This window comes from Devosia submarina, from assembly GCF_003056345.1.
GTDB lineage: Bacteria > Pseudomonadota > Alphaproteobacteria > Rhizobiales > Devosiaceae > Devosia > Devosia submarina.
The window spans coordinates 1-17,779 of the sequence record NZ_PYWB01000004.1; the positions used below are offsets into that span (position 1 = coordinate 1).

Sequence of the window (17,779 nt, forward strand, 5' to 3'; positions counted from 1 at the left end):
TCCGCGCGACCCGAGGTTGCCGTTCATTGCAGACACACGCCGAACGTCCTCTTCATCGTAAGGCAAAAGCTTGCCTGGACGGCTGGATTGAGCGCGTGTTCCTGTAGAAGTGCAGCGGTCACCTGAATGACCGCTTTTCCAATTCCGCCGCCAGAAGCAGTCTGGCAAGAATCCACCCCGTCTGCGACGTTGGCGCGCCCAGAGCGGACCGGCAGCTTTCGGGAACACGAAACCGCAGGCTGAACGGCGGAAATGGGGCGCTGAGCAGCCGAGTCGAACACGCCACTTACAGCCAAATGTGATCTTACCACCGAAGCATCACGTAGAGTTGCGAGTTTATAAGGTGACCACAGCACGGCGACTGATTGATAGGGCAAGCGCTAGGGCAGCAAAGCCACATAGGGCCAAGTCACTGCGCGAACAGCTTTTATTGGAGGGAGTGGCGGAGAGAGAGGGATTCGAACCCCCGATAGAGTTGCCCCTATGCCGCATTTCGAGTGCGGTGCATTCAACCACTCTGCCATCTCTCCGCGAGATCGAACGGGCGCATGGGATTGGCCCGCTGGTCGACACGGGCGGGCTTATGACATAGCAATGAGAAGCCCGCAACACCCCTTGTGAGCTTTGGGTGGGACAATCATGACGCCTGGTGCCTGCGCAATCCTTCCAGCATCCCCGCGCCAGCGCGGCACACCTCACTTTTGCGTCACCACCAATCCAGGGATTTACCCCAAGCGTTTCCAGCAAGCATCTTTTTCATGGGAGAATACCAATGGTTCAACGTCGCGCCGTTGTTTCTGCACTTGCCGCCCTGCCCATCGCCTCGTTTGCCGCTTCGCACCTTGCCTGGGCGCAGCACGCCGGCCATGCCGCCGACACGATCCCCACTGCCGATGGTGACATCTCGGTCCACCCCATCGAGCACGCGAGCGTCGTGCTCACCCATGGCGACCACGTGATCTATGTCGACCCAGTCGGCGGCGCCGAGCTCTACCAAGGCTTGCCCGCACCCACCGCGATCCTGATCACCCACGGCCACGGCGACCATTTCGATGTGCCCACGCTTGAGGCCATCGCCGGCTCCGCCCCGATTATTGCCAACCAGGACGTGTTCGACAAACTGCCCGAAAGCCTGAAGGGCCAAGCCGAAGCCATCGCCAATGGCGGCACCACCGACCATGCAGGCCTGCCCGTGGAAGCCACCACCGCCCACAACATCACCGAAGACCGCATGCAGTACCATCCGGTCGGCGTCGGCAACGGCTATCTCATCACCTTTGCCGACAAGGTGATCTATGTCGCGGGCGACACCGAACCCACCCCCGAAATGCTGGAGCTTTCCGGCATCGAGGCGGCCTTCCTGCCAATGAACCTGCCCTATACCATGACCCCCGAGCAGGCCGTGGAAGCCATCAACACCTTCAAGCCGCGCATTGTTTATCCCTATCACTACGGGGAAAGCGACCTGTCCGTGCTGGAAACCAACGTGGAGGATGGCACCGAAGTGCGCCTCCTCAACTGGTATCCCAACGGCCAGGGCTGATCGGACCGGGCCCAAAGGCTTGACTTCTGCCCCCTTTGCGGGGATAAGCACCCCCGGAAATGCGCGCTGGCTCCAACTGGCGCGCGTTCTTTGTTCGTAAAACGCTGTTCGAGGCTGCCCGCCGGTTTAGTCGCCGGCCGCACGAAGACCGCAGGTTCAAGGGCTATCAGAAGACCCTGCGGCGCCACAGAGCGCGACAAAAATGGGACCGGGCGTTTGACGCGCCGGGTTGAATGAATGACTTTTGCCGTGATCAAGACCGGTGGCAAGCAGTACAAAGTTGCCGCCAACGACGTTCTCAAGATTGAAAAGCTCGATGCCGAAGCCGGCTCCATCGTCACCTTTGACCAGGTGTTGATGGTGGGCGATGAAGTGGGTGCTCCGCTCGTTGAAGGCGCGCTGGTCGCTGCCGAACTGCTTGAAACCAAGAAGCAGAAGACGGTCATCATCTTCAAGAAGAACCGTCGCCACAATTATCGTCGCCGCAATGGCCACCGCCAGCTGCTCTCGACCGTGCGCATCACCGAGATCCTGACCGGCGGCGCCCAGCCGACCATCAAGGCCGCCGCGGCTGCTGGCGCTACCGAAAGCGTGAGCGAAGCTCCGGCGCCTGCCAAGAAGGCACCAAAGGCTGCCGCAGCGCCTGCCGCTGCCGATACGGCCGAGGCAGCTCCAGCCAAGAAGTCGACCAAGAAGGCCGAACCCAAGGCTGAAGCAACCGAAGACACCGCCGCCGCAAAGCCGGCGAAGAAGGCCGCAGCCAAGAAGGCTGCTCCCAAGGCCGACCAGGAATAAGGACTAAAACAGATGGCACACAAAAAAGCAGGCGGTTCATCCCGCAACGGTCGTGATACCGCTGGCCGTCGTCTCGGCGTCAAGAAGTTTGGCGGCGAAACCGTTATTGCCGGCAACATCATCATCCGCCAGCGCGGCACCAAGTGGCATCCTGGCACGGGCGTTGGCCTGGGCAAGGACCACACGATCTATGCCCTGGTTGATGGCAATGTTTCCTTCCGTACCCGCGCCAAGAGCCAGGTATTTGTTTCTGTTGTTCCGGCAGCAGAGGCCGCCGAATAACCCGGCAGGTCCTCAAGCCCGGCCGGTGACCAGTTCCCCGGCTCGTGTTTGATCTAGAGCGATATCAAAGGGGAACCGGTCCGCCGGTTCCCCTTTCTTCGTTCTGGAGCCCATACCATGCAGACCAAACGCGCCGCCGCCATGATCGCCACGACCCCAATCCGAGCGGCCAAGGGGTTCCGCTCCGGCCATCTCCATGGAGGAGATAGAGGGAGATGATATCCATCACGACCGACCGGCTCACCCTGCGCGAGCCAACCCTGGCCGATGCGCCCTGCTATGCCCTGGGCGTTGGCGAATATGACGTCGCCCGCTTCCTTTCGGGCGTCCCCTACCCCTATACGCTGGGCATGGCCATCGATTGGCTGCGTCAGGCCCGCCCTGCCACGCCCGAGAAATCCATGCTGGTGATCGAGCTGCCCAACAAGGGTGTCATCGGGGCTGTATCGCTCCTAAGCGAATTCGGCTTCTGGATTGCCCGCCCGCACTGGAACCGGGGTTATATGACCGAAGCGGCCACGGCCCTCTTGGATTGGCATTTCCGGGAGAGCCATGCCGATCTTGTGGTTTCGAGCGCCCACCACAACAATGGGGCGTCCCTGGCCGTCCAGCGCAAGCTCGGCTTTGCCGAAGAAGGCCGTGAAATGCGCTTCTCCCATACCCTGCAGCACAATGTGGAACATGTGATCACGCGCCTAACGCGCCAGCGCTGGCAGGAGAGGAGCCAGCGATGAGCGCCCGAAACGGCCTGCCCGCAACAATCAGAACCGATCGCCTCGTGCTGCGCCTTCCCAACTCCGGCGACCTGCCGCGCCTCGTTGATCTGCTGGGCAATTGGAAGGTCGTCGAGCCGACGGCCGTCATACCTTTCCCATATACCGAGGATGACGGACGCGCGTTCCTGAATACCCTGGGTGCGCCGGGCAAGGCACAATCTTATGCCATTGCACAAGCAACGGACGACAGCTTGCTGGGCGTCGTCGGCATGAAGTTCATGGAGAACGAGCCACCCGAACTCGGCTATTGGCTGGGCGAACCCTTCTGGGGTCAGGGCATCGTGCCCGAAGCCGCATCGGCCCTGCTCCGGGCGACATCAAACCTTGGCATCCCCGAAGTGCGCGCCCGTGTTCTGGCCCACAATGAAGGCTCCATTCGCGTGCTCGAAAAATGCGGTTTCCGCCTCCTGGAACACACCACCAGCAAAGTTGAGCGTCACCTTGGCAAGCCTTTGCTGATCATGAGCTGGAGCGCGCCATGAACGTAACCCTGCAAACCCCACGCCTTCTGCTGCGCCCGGCCGAACTCGGTGATGCCGAGCCCATCGCGCGCTATCTCAACGATTTCGATGTGGCCGGCAATCTTGCGCGCGTGCCCTATCCATACCATCTCAGTGATGCCAAGGCCTGGCTGCGCACGCGCCGGCCGAACCTTCCGGCCGAAGATACCAATTTCTCCATCGAGCTGCCCGGCCATGGCCTTGTGGGTCATGTGGGGTTCCACCTTGGCCGGCAGGGTCCGATCATCGGCTATTGGCTGGGCAAGCCGTTTTGGGGCCGCGGCATCATGAGCGAAGCGGTGGAGGCAAGCCTTGAGTGGTTCTTCCGGGCCACGCCCGCGCCGGTCGTTTATTCCGGCGTTTTTCACTTCAACGCGGCCTCGCTGGCGATCCAGACCAAGCTGGGCTTTACCGAAATCGGCCGCTCCACCCTGCTCTGCCTTGCGCGCGGCGCCGAGGTGGCGCATATCGACACACAATTGACGCGCAGCGTCTGGAAGGCCAGAAAAAATGAAGTTCCTTGACCAGGCCAAGGTCTATATCCGTTCAGGCGATGGCGGCGCTGGCGCCGTTTCGTTCCTGCGCGAAAAATTCGTCGAATTCGGCGGCCCCAATGGCGGCAATGGCGGGCGCGGCGGCGATGTCGTGCTTGAATGCGTCGACGGCCTCAATACCCTCATCGACTATCGCTACCAACAGCACTTCAAGGCCAAGACGGGTACCCATGGGATGGGCAAAAACCGCACTGGCGCCGATGGCGCGGACATCGTCCTGCGCGTTCCCGTCGGCACGCAAGTGTTCGAGGACGACAACGAAACCCTGATCGCCGACATGACCGAAGTTGGCCAGCGCGTCGTCCTTCTGTCCGGCGGCAATGGCGGCTTCGGCAATGCCCATTTCAAGACCTCGTCCAACCAGGCGCCGCGCCATGCCAATCCCGGCCAGGTCGGCACCGAGAAATGGGTCTGGCTGCGTCTCAAGCTCATTGCCGATGCTGGCCTTGTTGGCCTGCCCAATGCCGGCAAGTCGACCTTCCTGGCTGCCGTTTCTGCCGCCAAGCCCAAGATCGCCGATTATCCCTTCACCACGCTCCACCCCAATCTTGGCGTGGTGTCCATCGGCGAGCGTGATTTCGTTCTGGCCGATATTCCCGGCCTCATCGAAGGCGCCAGTGAAGGCGCCGGCATTGGCGACCGGTTCCTGGGCCATGTGGAGCGCTGTGGCGTCCTGATCCACCTGATCGACGGCACCCAGGAGGACGTCAAGACCGCCTATAAAACCATCCGCAACGAGCTTGCCGCCTACAACGAACTCCTGGCCGAAAAGCCAGAACTGGTCGTGCTCAACAAGATCGACGCCATCGAGCCCGATGCGCTCAAGGAAAAGGTCAAGACGCTCAAAAAGCTCAGCAAGGCCGATGTGCTGCAGGTTTCTGGCGTCACCGGCCAGGGCACCGACAAGGTCCTTTATGCCGTGATCGAGACCCTGGACGCCGAAAAAGCCGCGCGCCTCGAAGCCGCCCGCCGCAAGGTCGAACCCAATTGGACACCTTGATCTTGAGCCGAATGGTCGAGCAAACACCGGCCCGTACCTCCCCCTCGACGGGGGAGGCTAGGAGGGGGTGCGGACTAGCCACGATGTTCCGACACTGGCAGCCCCTCACCCTATCCCTCCCCGCGAGGGGGAGGGTGCATATCGAGTTCGCGGCACCATGAACGCCCTCGCCCCCTATCGCCGCCTCACCATAAAAATCGGCTCCGCCCTCCTGGTCGATCCCGCCGGCAAGCTCCGCGCCCAATGGCTCGCCGACCTCGCCGCCGACATATCGGCCCTGAAGACCTCCGGCTGCGAGATCGTGATCGTTTCCTCCGGCGCCATTGCGCTGGGCCGGGGCCTGCTTGGCCTCTCCGCCGTTGCTCTCACCTTGGAACAATCCCAGGCTGCCGCCAGCGCCGGCCAGATTGCCCTCAGCCAAGCCTGGGCCGAGGCTCTGGGCCGGCACGGCATTGTCACCGGCCAGATCCTGATCACCCCCAACATCACCGAAGAGCGGCGCTACTACCTCAACGCCCGCACCACCATCGCGACCTTGCTAGGCCTCGGTGCCGTTCCCATCATCAACGAGAACGACAGCGTCGCCACCGCCGAGATCCGCTATGGCGACAATGACCGCCTTTCGGCGCGGGTCGCGACCATGATCGAGGCCGATTGTCTCGTGCTCCTCAGCGACATCGATGGCCTTTACACCGCTCCGCCCGCCAAGGACCCGGACGCCCAACACATCCCTGAAGTGCGCGCCATCACCCCCGCCATCGAAGCCATGGCCGGCGGTGCAGCCAGCCACCTCTCCCGCGGCGGCATGACCACCAAGGTGGAAGCGGGCAAGATCGCGACCCTCGCCGGCACCGCCATGATCATCGCCAAGGGCACCGAGCATCATCCCCTTAAGGCCCTGACAGGAGGCGGCCGCCACACCCTGTTCCATCCCGCGCAAAGCCGCGCCCAGGCGCGCAAGCGCTGGATCATGGGCACGCTCGCCGTCGCCGGCACTCTCACGGTCGATGCCGGTGCCGCCGGTGCCTTGCAGACCGGAAAGTCGCTCCTTCCGATCGGCGTCACCAAAGTGACGGGCGAATTCGAGCGCGGCGACGCCATTGCCGTCCTCAACCCGGACGGCACCGAGATTGCCCGCGGTTTGGCCGGGCTAGACAGCGACGAAGCTCGCCTCGTCATGGGCAAGCGGAGCGATGCCGTCCTCGAACTGCTCGGCACCGGCAATCGCGCCGCCCTGATACACCGCGACAATCTGGTGCTGGTCGGCACCAAGGAGGATACAAGTGAGCGCGCTTGAAGCTGATCGTCCTATCAACGAGATCATGGCCGAGATCGGCCGCAACGCCCGGATCGGCGCCAAGGCCCTTGCCTTGGCAACACCCGAGCAGAAGCGCACCGCCCTCCTCACCGCCGCTGGTGCCATCAACGCCCACCGCAAGAAGATCCTCGCGGCCAATTCCAAGGACATGGAAGCCGCCCGCACCAAGGGTATTTCGAAGGCCTTCCTTGATCGCCTGGAACTCAACGACAAGCGCATCGACGGCATCATCGAGGCCGTCCAGACCATCGCCGAACTGCCCGATCCCGTCGGCACCACCATCAGCGAGTGGGACCGCCCCAATGGCCTGCATATCGAGCGCGTCCGCACCCCTTTGGGCGTGATCGGCGTAATCTTCGAATCCCGCCCCAATGTCACCGCCGACGCCGGCGCCCTTTGCATCAAGTCGGGCAATGCCGTGATCCTGCGCAGCGGCAGCGACAGCTTCCATTCGAGCCACGCCCTTGTGGAATGCCTGCTTGATGGTCTCCACCTCGCCGGCTTGCCCGTAGAATGCGTGCAGCTCGTCCCCACCACCGACCGCGCTGCAGTTGGCGAAATGCTCCGGGGCCTCGACGGCAATATCGACGTCATCGTCCCCCGCGGCGGCAAGACCCTCGTCGCGCGCGTCCAGGACGAAGCCCGCGTCCCCGTCTTTGCGCACCTCGAGGGCCTCGTCCACGTCTATATCGACAAATCGGCCGATCTCGACACAGCCGTCACCGTCACCCTCAACTCAAAAATGCGCCGCACCGGCATTTGCGGCGCTGCCGAAACGCTCCTGGTCCACAAGGATGTCCTCGAAACGCACCTTGCTCCCATTCTCAACGCCCTTGCGGAAAAAGGGTGCGAAATCCGCGGCGATGCGACAGTCAACGCTAACAGTCCGCTAACCAAAACGGCCACTGAAGAGGATTGGCGCACCGAATACGAGGACGCCATCATCTCGGTCAAAGTGGTCGACAGCATCGAGAACGCCATCGCGCATATCGAGCACTATTCCAGCCACCACACCGAAGCGATCATCTCTGAAGATCCTGCGTCAGTCGAAAAGTTCTTCCGCGAGATCGACAGCGCGATCCTCCTTCACAACGCCTCCACCCAGTTCGCCGATGGCGGCGAATTCGGCTTCGGCGGTGAAATCGGCATCGCAACCGGCAAAATGCACGCCCGCGGCCCCGTCGGCGTTGAACAGCTCACCAGCTTTAAATACCGCATCCGCGGCAACGGCCAGACCCGCCCGTGACGAATAAAAAGGCTTTGGAGATCAACCTAGTAGACCTCATGGTGAGCCCGTCGAACCACGAGGTCGTGACACCAAGCCACCACATGGCAAACACCCCGAGCGCTCCTTGACCCTGCGCCACCCCATCCGCATCCCTGGCATAACCGAGCTGCCCCTCTCGGCCCCCGGCATGCGCATCGGCCTGTTCGGTGGCAGCTTCAACCCCGTCCACGAGGGTCACCGCCTCGTGGCCGAAGAAACCCTTCGCCGCCTGGATCTTGACCAGCTCTGGGTGCTCGTCACCCCCGGCAATCCCCTCAAGGATCACCGCGAACTCGCCCCACTTGCCGATCGCGTCGAGGCCGCCCGGCAATCGCTCGCCCACCCAAAAATCCGCGTCACCGGTTTCGAAGCCGCCCATGGCTTCACCTACTCCTGGCAGACCATCCTGTTCCTCACCAAAACCATGCCAGACCGGCGCTTTGTCTGGATCATGGGTGCCGACAATTTGGTCAATTTCCACCATTGGGAGCGCTGGCGCGAAATCGCCCAGATGCTGCCCATTGCCGTCTATGTGCGGCCTGGTTCCGCTGGCACTGCTCTCGCCTCCCGCGCCGCCAATGCCCTGGGCCGCTGGCGTGTGGACGAGGGCGACGCGCCCCGGCTAGCTCTTATGCCACCCCCCGCCTGGGTCTATCTCCATGGCCAGCAATCCACCCTCTCGTCGTCGGCCATTCGGGCGCTGCGAGGTGGGAATAATGCAAAATAAGCCGCCAACCTTGCGAAAAGCCCGCAGAGAGCGCATATTGGCCTTTGCGTGATGATAGTCACCGGAACAGGAACTGATTGCTTGCCGTTTACAGAACGCGTGCACATTCCGATCAACAAACCAAGGATGCTGACCCTACGCATGACCCATGCATTGTCATGGGCGGAAGGCCATTGCTGATGGCCGCGCTGCCCGAGAACACCATTTCCGCTCCAGATGCCGTCGTGGCAAATCCGGAACGCCCCATGATCGATGTGATCCTCGAATGCCTTGATGATGCCAAGGCCGAAGAGGTCGTGGCGGTCGATATCACCGGCAAATCCTCGCTCGCCGACCACATGGTCGTAGCGTCGGGCCGTTCGCAGCGCCATGTCGGTGCCGTGGCCGACCAGATGATCAACGCCCTGCGCGATGCTGGCTTCGGCAAGCCGCGTGTCGAGGGCTTGCCGCATTGCGATTGGGTTTTGGTGGATGCTGGCGATGTGATCGTCCACATCTTCCGTCCCGAAGTGCGCGAATTCTACAACATCGAAAAGATGTGGCAGGCCGATTTCGCGGCCGACGCGCACTGATCTTTTCGGATGCGGATTGCCATAGCGGCCGTCGGCCGGATGAAGGCTGGGCCCGAGCGAGAAATGGTCGCGCGCTATCTTGAGCGCGCGGTCGGCAGCGGCAAGCCGCTGGCTTTGACAGGCTTCGAGGTTTCCGAACTCACGGAATCCCGTGCCTCCGCCGCGGCAACCCGCAAAGCCGAAGAAGCCAAAAACCTTCACGCCGCCCTCCCCGACGGCATCGTCGTGGCGCTCGATGAACGTGGCAAATCCATCGGCTCGGAAGCCTTTGCCAAGCAAATCGGCCGCTGGCGCGACGATGGCCGCCCCGCCGCCAGCTTTGTGATCGGCGGCGCCGATGGCCTCGACCCCGATTTCGTACGCCAAGCCGATCTGGTGCTGAGCTTTTCCCCACTCACCTGGCCACACCAGCTGGTGCGCATCATGCTGGCCGAACAACTCTACCGCGCCACCACTATCCTTTCCGGCCACCCCTACCACCGAGAATAAGCCGCTCACGGCATGGTTAAGGCGCGTTAACCTATGCTTTGTGCTCTGCTTGCTATGGTGCGGTCACTGATTCGGGGCCGAAGCGCCTCCCATGGAGTTGGAATGGCGCTTGGCTGGAGCAAAAGCGTAGGGCTGTGGCTTGCTGGCGTGCTGCTGGCTGGTGTTTCCGCCCTGCCTCTTCTGGCACAAACCGAGGCCGTGCCGCCGCCAGCTGTTCCCCCAACGGTAGACGCCGCTCCCACAGCTCCGCTGCCCGACGCAGCACCACCCGCCCCTGCGCCGATAGAACCCGCAGCTCCTGCCGCTCCCGAGGCGGCGCCTGCTCCTGCCGAGACAGACCTTCCGCCAGCCACCGAGGCGACTCCACCGCCGCCCGCTGAGGCTGCACCAACGGCGCTTGAACCGGCCATCCCAACCACGGCTGATCTCGAAGCAATCGAATCCTCCATAACCCTCAGCCAGCAGCGCATCGACGAGCTCAAGGCCGAGATCGCCGCCATGGAAGGCGACGCCGCCCGCCAGAACGCCGCCCTTATCGCGGCAGCGCAGCGCGTCAAGCTGGCCGAGATCGAGGTCGCCGATGTCGAGGCCCGGCTCGACGCCTTGATCCTATCCGAACTCGAAGTTCGCGGCCGCCTTGATGGCTCCAACGCCGAGATCGCCAATGTGCTGGCAGCCCTCGAGCGCATCTCGCTTAATCCCCCGCCCGCCCTGATCGTTGATCCCGACGACGCACTAGGCTCGGCCCGCAGCGCCATCCTGATTTCCGCCATCGTGCCCCAATTGCAGGCCAAGGCCGCAGCGGTCACCGCGGACCTCAAGGAACTGACCGGCATCAAGACCGCAGCTCTTGCCGAAGAAGCAACCCTCAAGGCCAATTATGCCGTTCTCGAAGAAGAACAGCTGCGCATCGCAACCTTGATTGCTGCCCGCAAGCAGGGCCTTGCCGCCCGCAGCGCCGAGCTGACGGCTGAAGAACAGCAGGCCATGCAACTGGCAAATCGCGCTACTTCTCTCAAGGAACTGATCGACAATCTCTCGACCCAGATCACCTCGGTGGCGACCGCTACCCGCGCTGCCGAACCGATCGACCCCGATGCACCGCCCCTGACAGGCGAGCAGATCCAGCTGGCCCTCGCCAACACTGCCCGCACCGAACCGGCCATCCCCTTTGCGAGCGCCCGCGGCTATCTCACCATGCCCGCCAATGGCGTCACCGTGCTCGATTATGGCGCCAATGACGGCTTTGGCGGCATCAACCAGGGCCTCTCCCTCGTCACCCGCGCCGAAGCGCAAGTGGTCGCTCCGGCCGATGGTTGGGTGCTCTATAAAGGCCCCTATCTCAATTACGGCCAAATCGTCATTCTCAATACGGGCCAGAACTACACAATGCTTCTGGCGGGCTTGGAAAGCGTAACCGTGGATATCGGCCAATTCGTGCAGATGGGCATGCCGCTGGGCACCATGGGATCACGCACAATTGGGCGCACCGTCACCACGAGCGCTGGCGCGGCCCAGCCGACCCTTTATATTGAACTTCGAGAAAACAACGAGCCCGTCGATCCCACCGGCTGGTGGGCGACCCCGACACAGAGTGGATAGAACCCTCATGCGCCTTACCCCCCTTCGCACGCTGGCCATCGCTCTGGCCCTGTCGCTGCCTGCAGGCTTGCTGATTGCCCAGGAAGAACCGGCGCCAACGCCCGTTCCCGAGCCCGCTCCGGTGCAGCAGGAGCCCGCGCCTGCCCCCGTGCCCGCACCAGACCAGGCGCCCTACCAAGCCCCCGCCGAAGAGCCATCGCCCAGCGGCGAGGAGCCCGAGCCAACCCCTGAGGAAAACGCCGCCGCCCCGCGCGATCCACTCGAGATCTATTCCGACCTCAATCTCTTTGGCGAAATCTTTGATCGCATCCGCGCCGAATATGTCGATCCACCCGACGAGCAGGAGCTGATCCGCGCCGCCATCCAGGGCATGCTGACTTCGCTTGACCCTCATTCCGGCTATCTGCCACCGGCCGACGCCAATGATCTTCGCGAGGATACTTCGGGCGAATTTGGCGGTCTTGGCATCGAAGTCACCATGGAAGAAGGCGTGGTCAAGGTGGTCTCACCCATCGATGACACCCCCGCCGCCCGCGCCGGCATCATGGCCAATGACCTCATCATCGAGATTGACGGCGCCCAGGTTCAGGGTCTGACCCTGGACGATGCCGTGGGCAAGATGCGTGGCCCCCTCGGCACCAAGGTCAAGATCACCATCGCCCGCGAAGGCGTGCCTGAGCCGCTGAACTTCGAGCTCGAACGCGCCACCATCGCCATGCGCGCCGTGCGCTGGACCATGGAAGGCGACGTGGCCGTCCTGCGCCTGTCCCGCTTCTCCGAACAGGCCTTTGTCGGCATCGAAAAGGCCATCAAGGACATCTACGCCGAACGGGACGACCTAGCCCCCAAGGGCATAATCCTTGATCTGCGCAACAATCCGGGCGGCCTCGTCGACCAATCCGTTTATGTCGCCGACGCCTTCCTCAAGCAGGGTGCCGTCGTACTGACCCGCGGCCGCGTACCCGAAGAATCCGCCCGCTACGACGCCCAGCCCGATCCGCTGGATGCCGAACTGGCCGATGTTCCCATGGTGGTCCTGATCAATGGCGGCTCGGCTTCCGCTTCGGAAATCGTCGCCGGTGCCCTGCAGGACCACAAGCGCGCAACCCTTGTGGGCACGCGCTCCTTTGGCAAGGGAAGCGTGCAGTCCATCATCTCGCTTGGCCCCGATGGCGCCATGCGGCTGACTACGGCGCGCTACTACACGCCCAACAACCGCTCCATCCAGGCGCTTGGCATCACGCCCGATATCGAGATCAAGCAGGTCGTGCCCGAGGAATTCCAGGGCCGCGACGAGATCATCGGCGAAGCAGGGCTTGCTGGCCACATCACCATCGAAGGCCAGGAGGAAACCACCGTCGGCTCCTCGGTCTATGTGCCGCCCGAGGCCGCCGATGATGCGCAGCTGCAATATGCCATCCGCCTTATCAATGGCGAGGAGACCAACCCGGCCTTCCCGCCCAAGCCGGAATGAGCCCGGCCGGCGCATGCTAGAAATCACGGGGCGGGGTGGCCAGCTGGCTGCCCTGCCCCTTTGCTGACGGGATCATCCTTTCGTGGCCAATGACCTTTCCACTCCGCTGACCGGGCGCAAGCGCAAGGATCAATCCAGGCGCCACTGGCCCATCGCCCGCATCCTGCTGGCCCTTCTGGTGCTGATCGGCGCCGGCTTTGCCGCTCGCATTCTTTTGGTCAACGATCCCGATGGCGGCCGGCCCAGCCAGGACGTCGCCATCACCGCCACGCGCAACAGCAACGAAATCGCCAATGCCGTGCGCGACGAACCCGTCACCATCACCGCCGACCCCCAGCAATATCCCGCCGGCACGGCCGACCCCTCGGCCGCTCTTGGCGCACCCGACCAGTTCGGCGCCCTGCCTGATCTCAGCGAAGAAACCGCTCAGGGTCCCATTCCTCGCATTTCCGCCGCTGGCCTCACCCCCTTTGCTGCCTATAAGCGCCCGGCCGATGCAGCCCTTGCCAGCGGCAAGCCCATGGTCGCCATTGTTGTGGGGGGCCTGGGCATAAACGAACAGGGCTCGCTCGCCGCGATCGATCAATTGCCCAAGCAGGCGACGCTCGCCTTTGCCCCCTATGGCAAGACGCTGACCAGCACCGTTGCCGCCGCCCGCAGCGCCGGCCACGAAGTGCTGCTGGAAATCCCGCTCGAGCCCTTCGACTACCCGCAGAACGATCCCGGCCCGCAAACCCTGCTCACCGGGGAACCCACCCGCGCCAATCTCGACAAGCTCTTCTGGCTCATGTCCCGCTTCGGGGGCTATGCAGGCCTGGTCAACAACATGGGCGCGCGCTTTACTGCCTCGGCTGCCGATTTCGCACCCATCATGGAAGAGCTGGGAGCCCGGGGCCTCGGCTATCTCGATGATGGTTCCTCGGCCCGCTCCGTCGCCCCTCAACTTGCCGGTGGCAACAAAGTCCCCTTCGCCAGGGCCGAAATCATGATCGACGCCAATCCCTCCCGCCAGGCCATTCAGCAGGCGCTTGGGAGCCTTGAGCAGAAGGCCATGGAGAACGGGCAGGCAATTGGTATGGTGAGCGCCCTGCCGATTTCCATTGCCGCGGTCGCCGAATGGGCGACGGAGCTTGAGGGCAAGGGGATCACCCTGGTGCCCGCCAGTGCCCTGATGAAATAGAGAACTGACCCATGCCTGCTGATCGTACCGCCCGGGAAACCCTGCCCTATCGCGACTGCGTCGGGATCTCCGTATTCAACAGCCAGGGCGAGGTCTTCATCGGCCGCCGCAAGCCCAGTGCGCCCGCCGAAAGCAATACGGTCGCCGAAGCGCCCTGGCAAATGCCCCAGGGCGGCATCGACCGCGGCGAAGACCCCTTGCGCGCGGCGCTGCGCGAGCTGCACGAAGAAACCAATATCGCAAGCGTCAGCCTTCTGGCCGAAGCGCCCGAATGGATCCATTACGAGCTCCCCGACGAGGCGCTCGGCATTGCTCTGGGCGGGAAATATCGCGGCCAGCGCCAGCGCTGGTTCGCCTTTGCCTTCACCGGCGAGGAAAGCGAGATCGACGTGCTTCACCCCGGCGGCGGCAAGGTCGCGGCCGAGTTCGACGCCTGGCGCTGGGAAAAACTCTCCCGCACGCCCCAGCTGATCGTCCCCTTCAAAAAGGCCGCCTACGACAAGGTCGTCCAAGCCTTTGCCGTCATTCCCGGGCGGTTCACTCCATGAGGACCATTGGCCTTATTGGTGGCATGAGCTGGGAATCCACCGCCCATTATTATCGCGTCATCAATGGGGAAACCGCCCGCATCCGCGGGGGCCTCCATTCCGCGCCGCTGATCATGCATTCCGTGGATTTCGCGCCCATCGCCGAGCTCCAGCGCACGGGCCAATGGGACGCCGCCGGTGCTGAGCTCACCACCATAGCCCGTAGGCTACAGGACGCGGGCGCCCAAGTGCTGGGACTTGCCACCAACACCATGCATATCGTGGCCGACCAGATCACAGCCGCCATCGACATCCCCTTCATCCACATCGCCGACCCCACCAGCGACGCCCTGCTCGCCGACGGGTTCCGCAATGTCGGGCTTCTGGGCACCAACTTCACCATGGAAAAAAGCTTCTACCGCGACCGCCTCGCGGCCAGTGGCCTTCAATCCATCATCCCCGAAGTCGACCGCACCAACCTTCACGGCATCATCTTCGAGGAACTCTGCCGCGGCATCATCCGCGACGAATCCCGCCGCACCTACATCACCGCTATCGAGCGCCTCGCCCAACGCGGCGCCGAAGCCGTGATCCTGGGTTGCACCGAAATCACCATGCTGATCGACGACAGCGTCAGCCCCCTTCCGGTCTATGACACCACGGATCTTCATGCCAAGGCACTGGTGAAGGCAGCGCTGGCTTAAGCCCAAACCTGCCCAGACACCCTCATTAGACCTCATCCTGAGCCCGTTGAAGGGGAGGGCGTGGCACCACCTTCCACTCGCCCGACCTCGTGGTGCTCGCCATGAGGTCCGAGGGAACGCCAAGACTGATCAAACTACCCCACCGAACACCAACTCATCAGTCGACACCTCCCCCTTGCGGGGAGGGATCAAGGGTGGGGGTGCGAGCGCCCCATAACTCACAGCACAGAAACTAGGCCGCCAACCGCCCCCGCTGCGCCCCAACCGGCTCCAACACAAACACATCCACAATCCCGTCCAGTGTCTGCGCCTGCCGCTCCGTCTGCTCGATAGCCGCATTGGTCTGCTCCACCAGCGCCGCATTGTGCTGCGTCATTTCATCGAGCTGCCGCACAGCGCCTGTGACCTCCTCGATCGCCACAGCCTGCTCCCGGCTGGCCCGTGCTATCGCCTCCACCAACGCGCTATTCTCCTGCGCCGCCTGAAGCATCTCCGCCAGCCGCTCCGCCGCATCCGACACCAGCCGGCTTCCGCCCTTCACCTCGCTGGCCGATTGCTCCACCAGGGCCTTCACCTCGCCCGAGGCCTGCGCCGCCGATTGCGCGAGCCTGCGCACCTCAACCGCCACCACAGCAAAGCCCTTGCCCGCATCCCCAGCCCGCGCCGCCTCCACCGAGGCATTAAGTGCAAGCAGATTGGTCTGGAACGCGATATCGTCGATCATCCCGATGATGTTGGAGATCTGCGCCGAAGACCGCGTGATCCGCTCCATGGCCTGGTTGGCCTCGCTCATCACCGCGCCGCTGCTTTGTGCCGTCTGCGACACGGCAACAGCCTTGCCCGACGCGGTCTCGGCCATGCCGGCATTGCCCGCCACCGTTGCTGCAAGGCTTTCCATCGCCGCCGAAGTTTCCTCGATGGTCGCGGCCTGCTTGCTGGTGCGCTCCGCCAGATCGTTTGCCCCCGACAGCATTTCGCCCGTCGCCGCCTTGAGCGCCCGCGATGTCGCCCGCAACTGCCCCAGCACATCGGCAAAGCGGCCGATCGTGCCATTGAGCGCCTGCCGCAGATCCTCGAACTCGGGCGGGAACGGCCTGTCGATTGTTTGTGTCAGGTCGCCCTCGGCCAGCATGGTCAGCCCCGCCCCGATCGCCGCCACAGCATTCTTGCGCGCCGTCACATCGGTTGCAAACTGCACGACCTTATAGGGCACCCCATCAAGTCCCAGGATCGGGCTGAATGTGCTCTGTATCCAGATCTCGCCCCCGTCTTTGCACCGGCGGCGATGTTCGCCTGCCTTGAACGCACCTCCGGCCAGATCGAGCCAGAATTGCCGGTACGCAGCCGAACGCGTATCGGCATCGAAAAGGAATACGGCATTAGGCTGCCCGCGAACCTCCTCAAGCCCATAGCCCACCCGCTCGAGGAAATTGCTGTTGGCCGTGATCAGCTCGCCCTCGAGGGTAAACTCGGCCACCATCTGCGCCATGCCGATGGCCTGCAGCTGCCCGGTATGATCAGCAGCCTGCCGGAGATGCTGCTGGGTTTGCGCACCCAGCTCAGCCACCCGCGCGGCATTGGCCCGAAACACCTCCACGGCGCGGGCCATGGCGCCGATCTCGTTGCGGCGATCGGTATAAGGCACTTCCGTATCGAGCGCTCCATCGGCAATGGCGCTCATAACGCCGGAAAGCCGGGGGATGGGCCGGATCAGTTGCCTGGACAGAACAAGCGCCAGCACGCCGATCACCAACAGCGCGCCCCCGCCTACGCCCAGGAGCATAAGTAGGTTCTGCCCCACCACCGCCTCGATCGGCCCGCGCGCCACAGCCAGTTGAAGTGCCCCGATCACCGTGTCATCAGCCATGGCGATCGGCTGGTGCAGCGTGAAATAATCCACCCCGGCAATCTCGGCTTCCCCGCGCACCGCCTGGTTGGCCATCAGGGCATCAAACAAGGGCGTACCTGCAGCAATGGGCGCATCCAGCATGCGCTCGCCATCAGCGGCCAGAAGGCTCGTTGTGCCCACCAGGAAGTCGGGCCCTATCTCGCTGTTGAACACATAGATCGCCGCATCCTGCCCGGACACCCGCGCCACTGTGTCGATCACGTCATGGCTGCGAAACCGCGGCATGGAGCGCATGGTCAGGCCGGCGACATCGCCTGTTTCGCTTGAGGCGATCTCAAGGCTGGGCAGATTGACCTGCAAGATTGCCGCCGCAATGCGGGTGGCGCTGGCAACCTCCAGCCGCGCATCGTTGCTGGCCGTATTGGACAGGCTGACAAATAGCCCCGCCAGCACGGCCCCGATCGCAATGGCGATCGAGCAAACCGCCATGGCGGCAATGGCAAAGAACAGGCGCAGATTGCCCAGCAAAGATCCCATGATGCGTCCCCAAATTGCTTTGCGCCGCCCGGGCGCATGAAGCTCATTCCCATGGGAAAGATTGGGCGCATTTGGTTAAGCCG

At 63.3% G+C, this 17,779-nt stretch carries 18 protein-coding genes and 1 tRNA gene; 17 read left to right on the forward strand and 2 right to left on the reverse strand.

Translation table 11 applies throughout. The features are described 5' to 3' along the window. Nucleotides 1–440 precede the first annotated feature (440 nt). Nucleotides 441–530 (reverse strand) — tRNA-Ser (locus DDE77_RS06365). Between the two features lie 242 nt (nt 531–772). Here DDE77_RS06365 and DDE77_RS06370 point away from each other — a divergent pair. The 17 genes from DDE77_RS06370 (at nt 773) to DDE77_RS06450 (ending at nt 15,310) form a co-directional block, all read left to right on the forward strand. Then, nucleotides 773–1,543, forward strand: a complete 771-nt coding sequence (locus tag DDE77_RS06370; RefSeq protein ID WP_108396629.1) for an MBL fold metallo-hydrolase — start codon at nt 773–775, stop codon at nt 1,541–1,543. A gap of 237 nt (nt 1,544–1,780) precedes the next feature. After that, nucleotides 1,781–2,338: a 50S ribosomal protein L21 gene (gene rplU / locus DDE77_RS06375; protein ID WP_108396630.1), complete on the forward strand. Its 558-nt coding sequence runs from the start codon at nt 1,781–1,783 to the stop codon at nt 2,336–2,338. Nucleotides 2,339–2,350: 12 nt separating this feature from the next. After that, nucleotides 2,351–2,620, forward strand: a complete 270-nt coding sequence (gene rpmA, locus DDE77_RS06380; protein ID WP_108396631.1) for a 50S ribosomal protein L27 — start codon at nt 2,351–2,353, stop codon at nt 2,618–2,620. A gap of 215 nt (nt 2,621–2,835) precedes the next feature. Continuing rightward, nucleotides 2,836–3,354, forward strand: coding sequence for a GNAT family N-acetyltransferase (locus tag DDE77_RS06385; protein ID WP_108396632.1), 519 nt, complete (start codon nt 2,836–2,838; stop codon nt 3,352–3,354). Next, nucleotides 3,351–3,878: a GNAT family N-acetyltransferase gene (locus tag DDE77_RS06390; RefSeq protein WP_108396633.1), complete on the forward strand. Its 528-nt coding sequence runs from the start codon at nt 3,351–3,353 to the stop codon at nt 3,876–3,878. The genes DDE77_RS06385 and DDE77_RS06390 overlap by 4 nt, the downstream gene beginning before the upstream one ends. Beyond that, nucleotides 3,875–4,420 (forward strand): GNAT family N-acetyltransferase, encoded by a 546-nt coding sequence (locus DDE77_RS06395; RefSeq protein ID WP_108396634.1) that lies wholly within the window; start codon nt 3,875–3,877, stop codon nt 4,418–4,420. The genes DDE77_RS06390 and DDE77_RS06395 overlap by 4 nt, the downstream gene beginning before the upstream one ends. After that, on the forward strand, nt 4,407–5,450 hold the full coding sequence (gene obgE / locus DDE77_RS06400) for a GTPase ObgE (protein WP_108396635.1): 1,044 nt from the start codon (nt 4,407–4,409) through the stop codon (nt 5,448–5,450). The genes DDE77_RS06395 and obgE overlap by 14 nt, the downstream gene beginning before the upstream one ends. A 157-nt stretch (nt 5,451–5,607) precedes the next feature. Next, complete coding sequence (proB, locus tag DDE77_RS06405) at nt 5,608–6,747, forward strand: glutamate 5-kinase (RefSeq protein WP_108396636.1); 1,140 nt, start codon at nt 5,608–5,610, stop codon at nt 6,745–6,747. Between the two features lie 25 nt (nt 6,748–6,772). Next, the gene (locus DDE77_RS06410; protein ID WP_108396929.1) at nt 6,773–8,014 is read left to right on the forward strand and encodes a glutamate-5-semialdehyde dehydrogenase; all 1,242 of its coding nucleotides are present in this window, start codon (nt 6,773–6,775) and stop codon (nt 8,012–8,014) included. A gap of 106 nt (nt 8,015–8,120) precedes the next feature. Then, on the forward strand, nt 8,121–8,762 hold the full coding sequence (locus tag DDE77_RS06415) for a nicotinate-nucleotide adenylyltransferase (protein WP_342748550.1): 642 nt from the start codon (nt 8,121–8,123) through the stop codon (nt 8,760–8,762). Nucleotides 8,763–8,941: 179 nt separating this feature from the next. Beyond that, the gene (gene rsfS / locus DDE77_RS06420; RefSeq protein ID WP_210204352.1) at nt 8,942–9,334 is read left to right on the forward strand and encodes a ribosome silencing factor; all 393 of its coding nucleotides are present in this window, start codon (nt 8,942–8,944) and stop codon (nt 9,332–9,334) included. A gap of 9 nt (nt 9,335–9,343) precedes the next feature. Next, complete coding sequence (gene rlmH, locus DDE77_RS06425; RefSeq protein WP_108396637.1) at nt 9,344–9,823, forward strand: 23S rRNA (pseudouridine(1915)-N(3))-methyltransferase RlmH; 480 nt, start codon at nt 9,344–9,346, stop codon at nt 9,821–9,823. A 102-nt stretch (nt 9,824–9,925) separates the two neighbouring features. Beyond that, nucleotides 9,926–11,425, forward strand: a complete 1,500-nt coding sequence (locus tag DDE77_RS06430; RefSeq protein WP_108396638.1) for a murein hydrolase activator EnvC family protein — start codon at nt 9,926–9,928, stop codon at nt 11,423–11,425. Between the two features lie 7 nt (nt 11,426–11,432). Then, the gene (locus DDE77_RS06435) at nt 11,433–12,899 is read left to right on the forward strand and encodes a S41 family peptidase (RefSeq protein ID WP_281261293.1); all 1,467 of its coding nucleotides are present in this window, start codon (nt 11,433–11,435) and stop codon (nt 12,897–12,899) included. Between the two features lie 82 nt (nt 12,900–12,981). Continuing rightward, on the forward strand, nt 12,982–14,079 hold the full coding sequence (locus DDE77_RS06440; RefSeq protein ID WP_108396639.1) for a divergent polysaccharide deacetylase family protein: 1,098 nt from the start codon (nt 12,982–12,984) through the stop codon (nt 14,077–14,079). A gap of 11 nt (nt 14,080–14,090) precedes the next feature. After that, a complete protein-coding gene (locus tag DDE77_RS06445) occupies nt 14,091–14,627 on the forward strand; it encodes an RNA pyrophosphohydrolase (RefSeq protein ID WP_108396640.1) in 537 nt (178 codons plus the stop codon). Continuing rightward, complete coding sequence (locus DDE77_RS06450; protein ID WP_108396641.1) at nt 14,624–15,310, forward strand: aspartate/glutamate racemase family protein; 687 nt, start codon at nt 14,624–14,626, stop codon at nt 15,308–15,310. The genes DDE77_RS06445 and DDE77_RS06450 overlap by 4 nt, the downstream gene beginning before the upstream one ends. 232 nt (nt 15,311–15,542) lie before the next feature. On the opposite strand, the gene DDE77_RS06455 is transcribed toward DDE77_RS06450, so the two are convergent. Further along, the gene (locus DDE77_RS06455) at nt 15,543–17,696 is read right to left on the reverse strand and encodes a methyl-accepting chemotaxis protein (protein ID WP_108396642.1); all 2,154 of its coding nucleotides are present in this window, start codon (nt 17,694–17,696) and stop codon (nt 15,543–15,545) included. Between the last annotated feature and the right edge of the window lie 83 nt (nt 17,697–17,779).

What these genes read in the sequence shown, in the direction of transcription:
- DDE77_RS06370 (WP_108396629.1), top strand. Translation starts at nt 773, where the DNA reads ATGGTTCAACGTCGCGCCGTTGTTTCTGCACTTGCCGCCCTGCCCATC.
- rplU (WP_108396630.1), top strand. Translation starts at nt 1,781, where the DNA reads ATGACTTTTGCCGTGATCAAGACCGGTGGCAAGCAGTACAAAGTTGCC.
- rpmA (WP_108396631.1), top strand. Translation starts at nt 2,351, where the DNA reads ATGGCACACAAAAAAGCAGGCGGTTCATCCCGCAACGGTCGTGATACC.
- DDE77_RS06385 (WP_108396632.1), top strand. Translation starts at nt 2,836, where the DNA reads ATGATATCCATCACGACCGACCGGCTCACCCTGCGCGAGCCAACCCTG.
- DDE77_RS06390 (WP_108396633.1), top strand. Translation starts at nt 3,351, where the DNA reads ATGAGCGCCCGAAACGGCCTGCCCGCAACAATCAGAACCGATCGCCTC.
- DDE77_RS06395 (WP_108396634.1), top strand. Translation starts at nt 3,875, where the DNA reads ATGAACGTAACCCTGCAAACCCCACGCCTTCTGCTGCGCCCGGCCGAA.
- obgE (WP_108396635.1), top strand. Translation starts at nt 4,407, where the DNA reads ATGAAGTTCCTTGACCAGGCCAAGGTCTATATCCGTTCAGGCGATGGC.
- proB (WP_108396636.1), top strand. Translation starts at nt 5,608, where the DNA reads ATGAACGCCCTCGCCCCCTATCGCCGCCTCACCATAAAAATCGGCTCC.
- DDE77_RS06410 (WP_108396929.1), top strand. Translation starts at nt 6,773, where the DNA reads ATGGCCGAGATCGGCCGCAACGCCCGGATCGGCGCCAAGGCCCTTGCC.
- rsfS (WP_210204352.1), top strand. Translation starts at nt 8,942, where the DNA reads ATGGCCGCGCTGCCCGAGAACACCATTTCCGCTCCAGATGCCGTCGTG.
- rlmH (WP_108396637.1), top strand. Translation starts at nt 9,344, where the DNA reads ATGCGGATTGCCATAGCGGCCGTCGGCCGGATGAAGGCTGGGCCCGAG.
- DDE77_RS06430 (WP_108396638.1), top strand. Translation starts at nt 9,926, where the DNA reads ATGGCGCTTGGCTGGAGCAAAAGCGTAGGGCTGTGGCTTGCTGGCGTG.
- DDE77_RS06435 (WP_281261293.1), top strand. Translation starts at nt 11,433, where the DNA reads ATGCGCCTTACCCCCCTTCGCACGCTGGCCATCGCTCTGGCCCTGTCG.
- DDE77_RS06445 (WP_108396640.1), top strand. Translation starts at nt 14,091, where the DNA reads ATGCCTGCTGATCGTACCGCCCGGGAAACCCTGCCCTATCGCGACTGC.
- DDE77_RS06450 (WP_108396641.1), top strand. Translation starts at nt 14,624, where the DNA reads ATGAGGACCATTGGCCTTATTGGTGGCATGAGCTGGGAATCCACCGCC.
- DDE77_RS06455 (WP_108396642.1), bottom strand. Translation starts at nt 17,696, where the DNA reads ATGGGATCTTTGCTGGGCAATCTGCGCCTGTTCTTTGCCATTGCCGCC.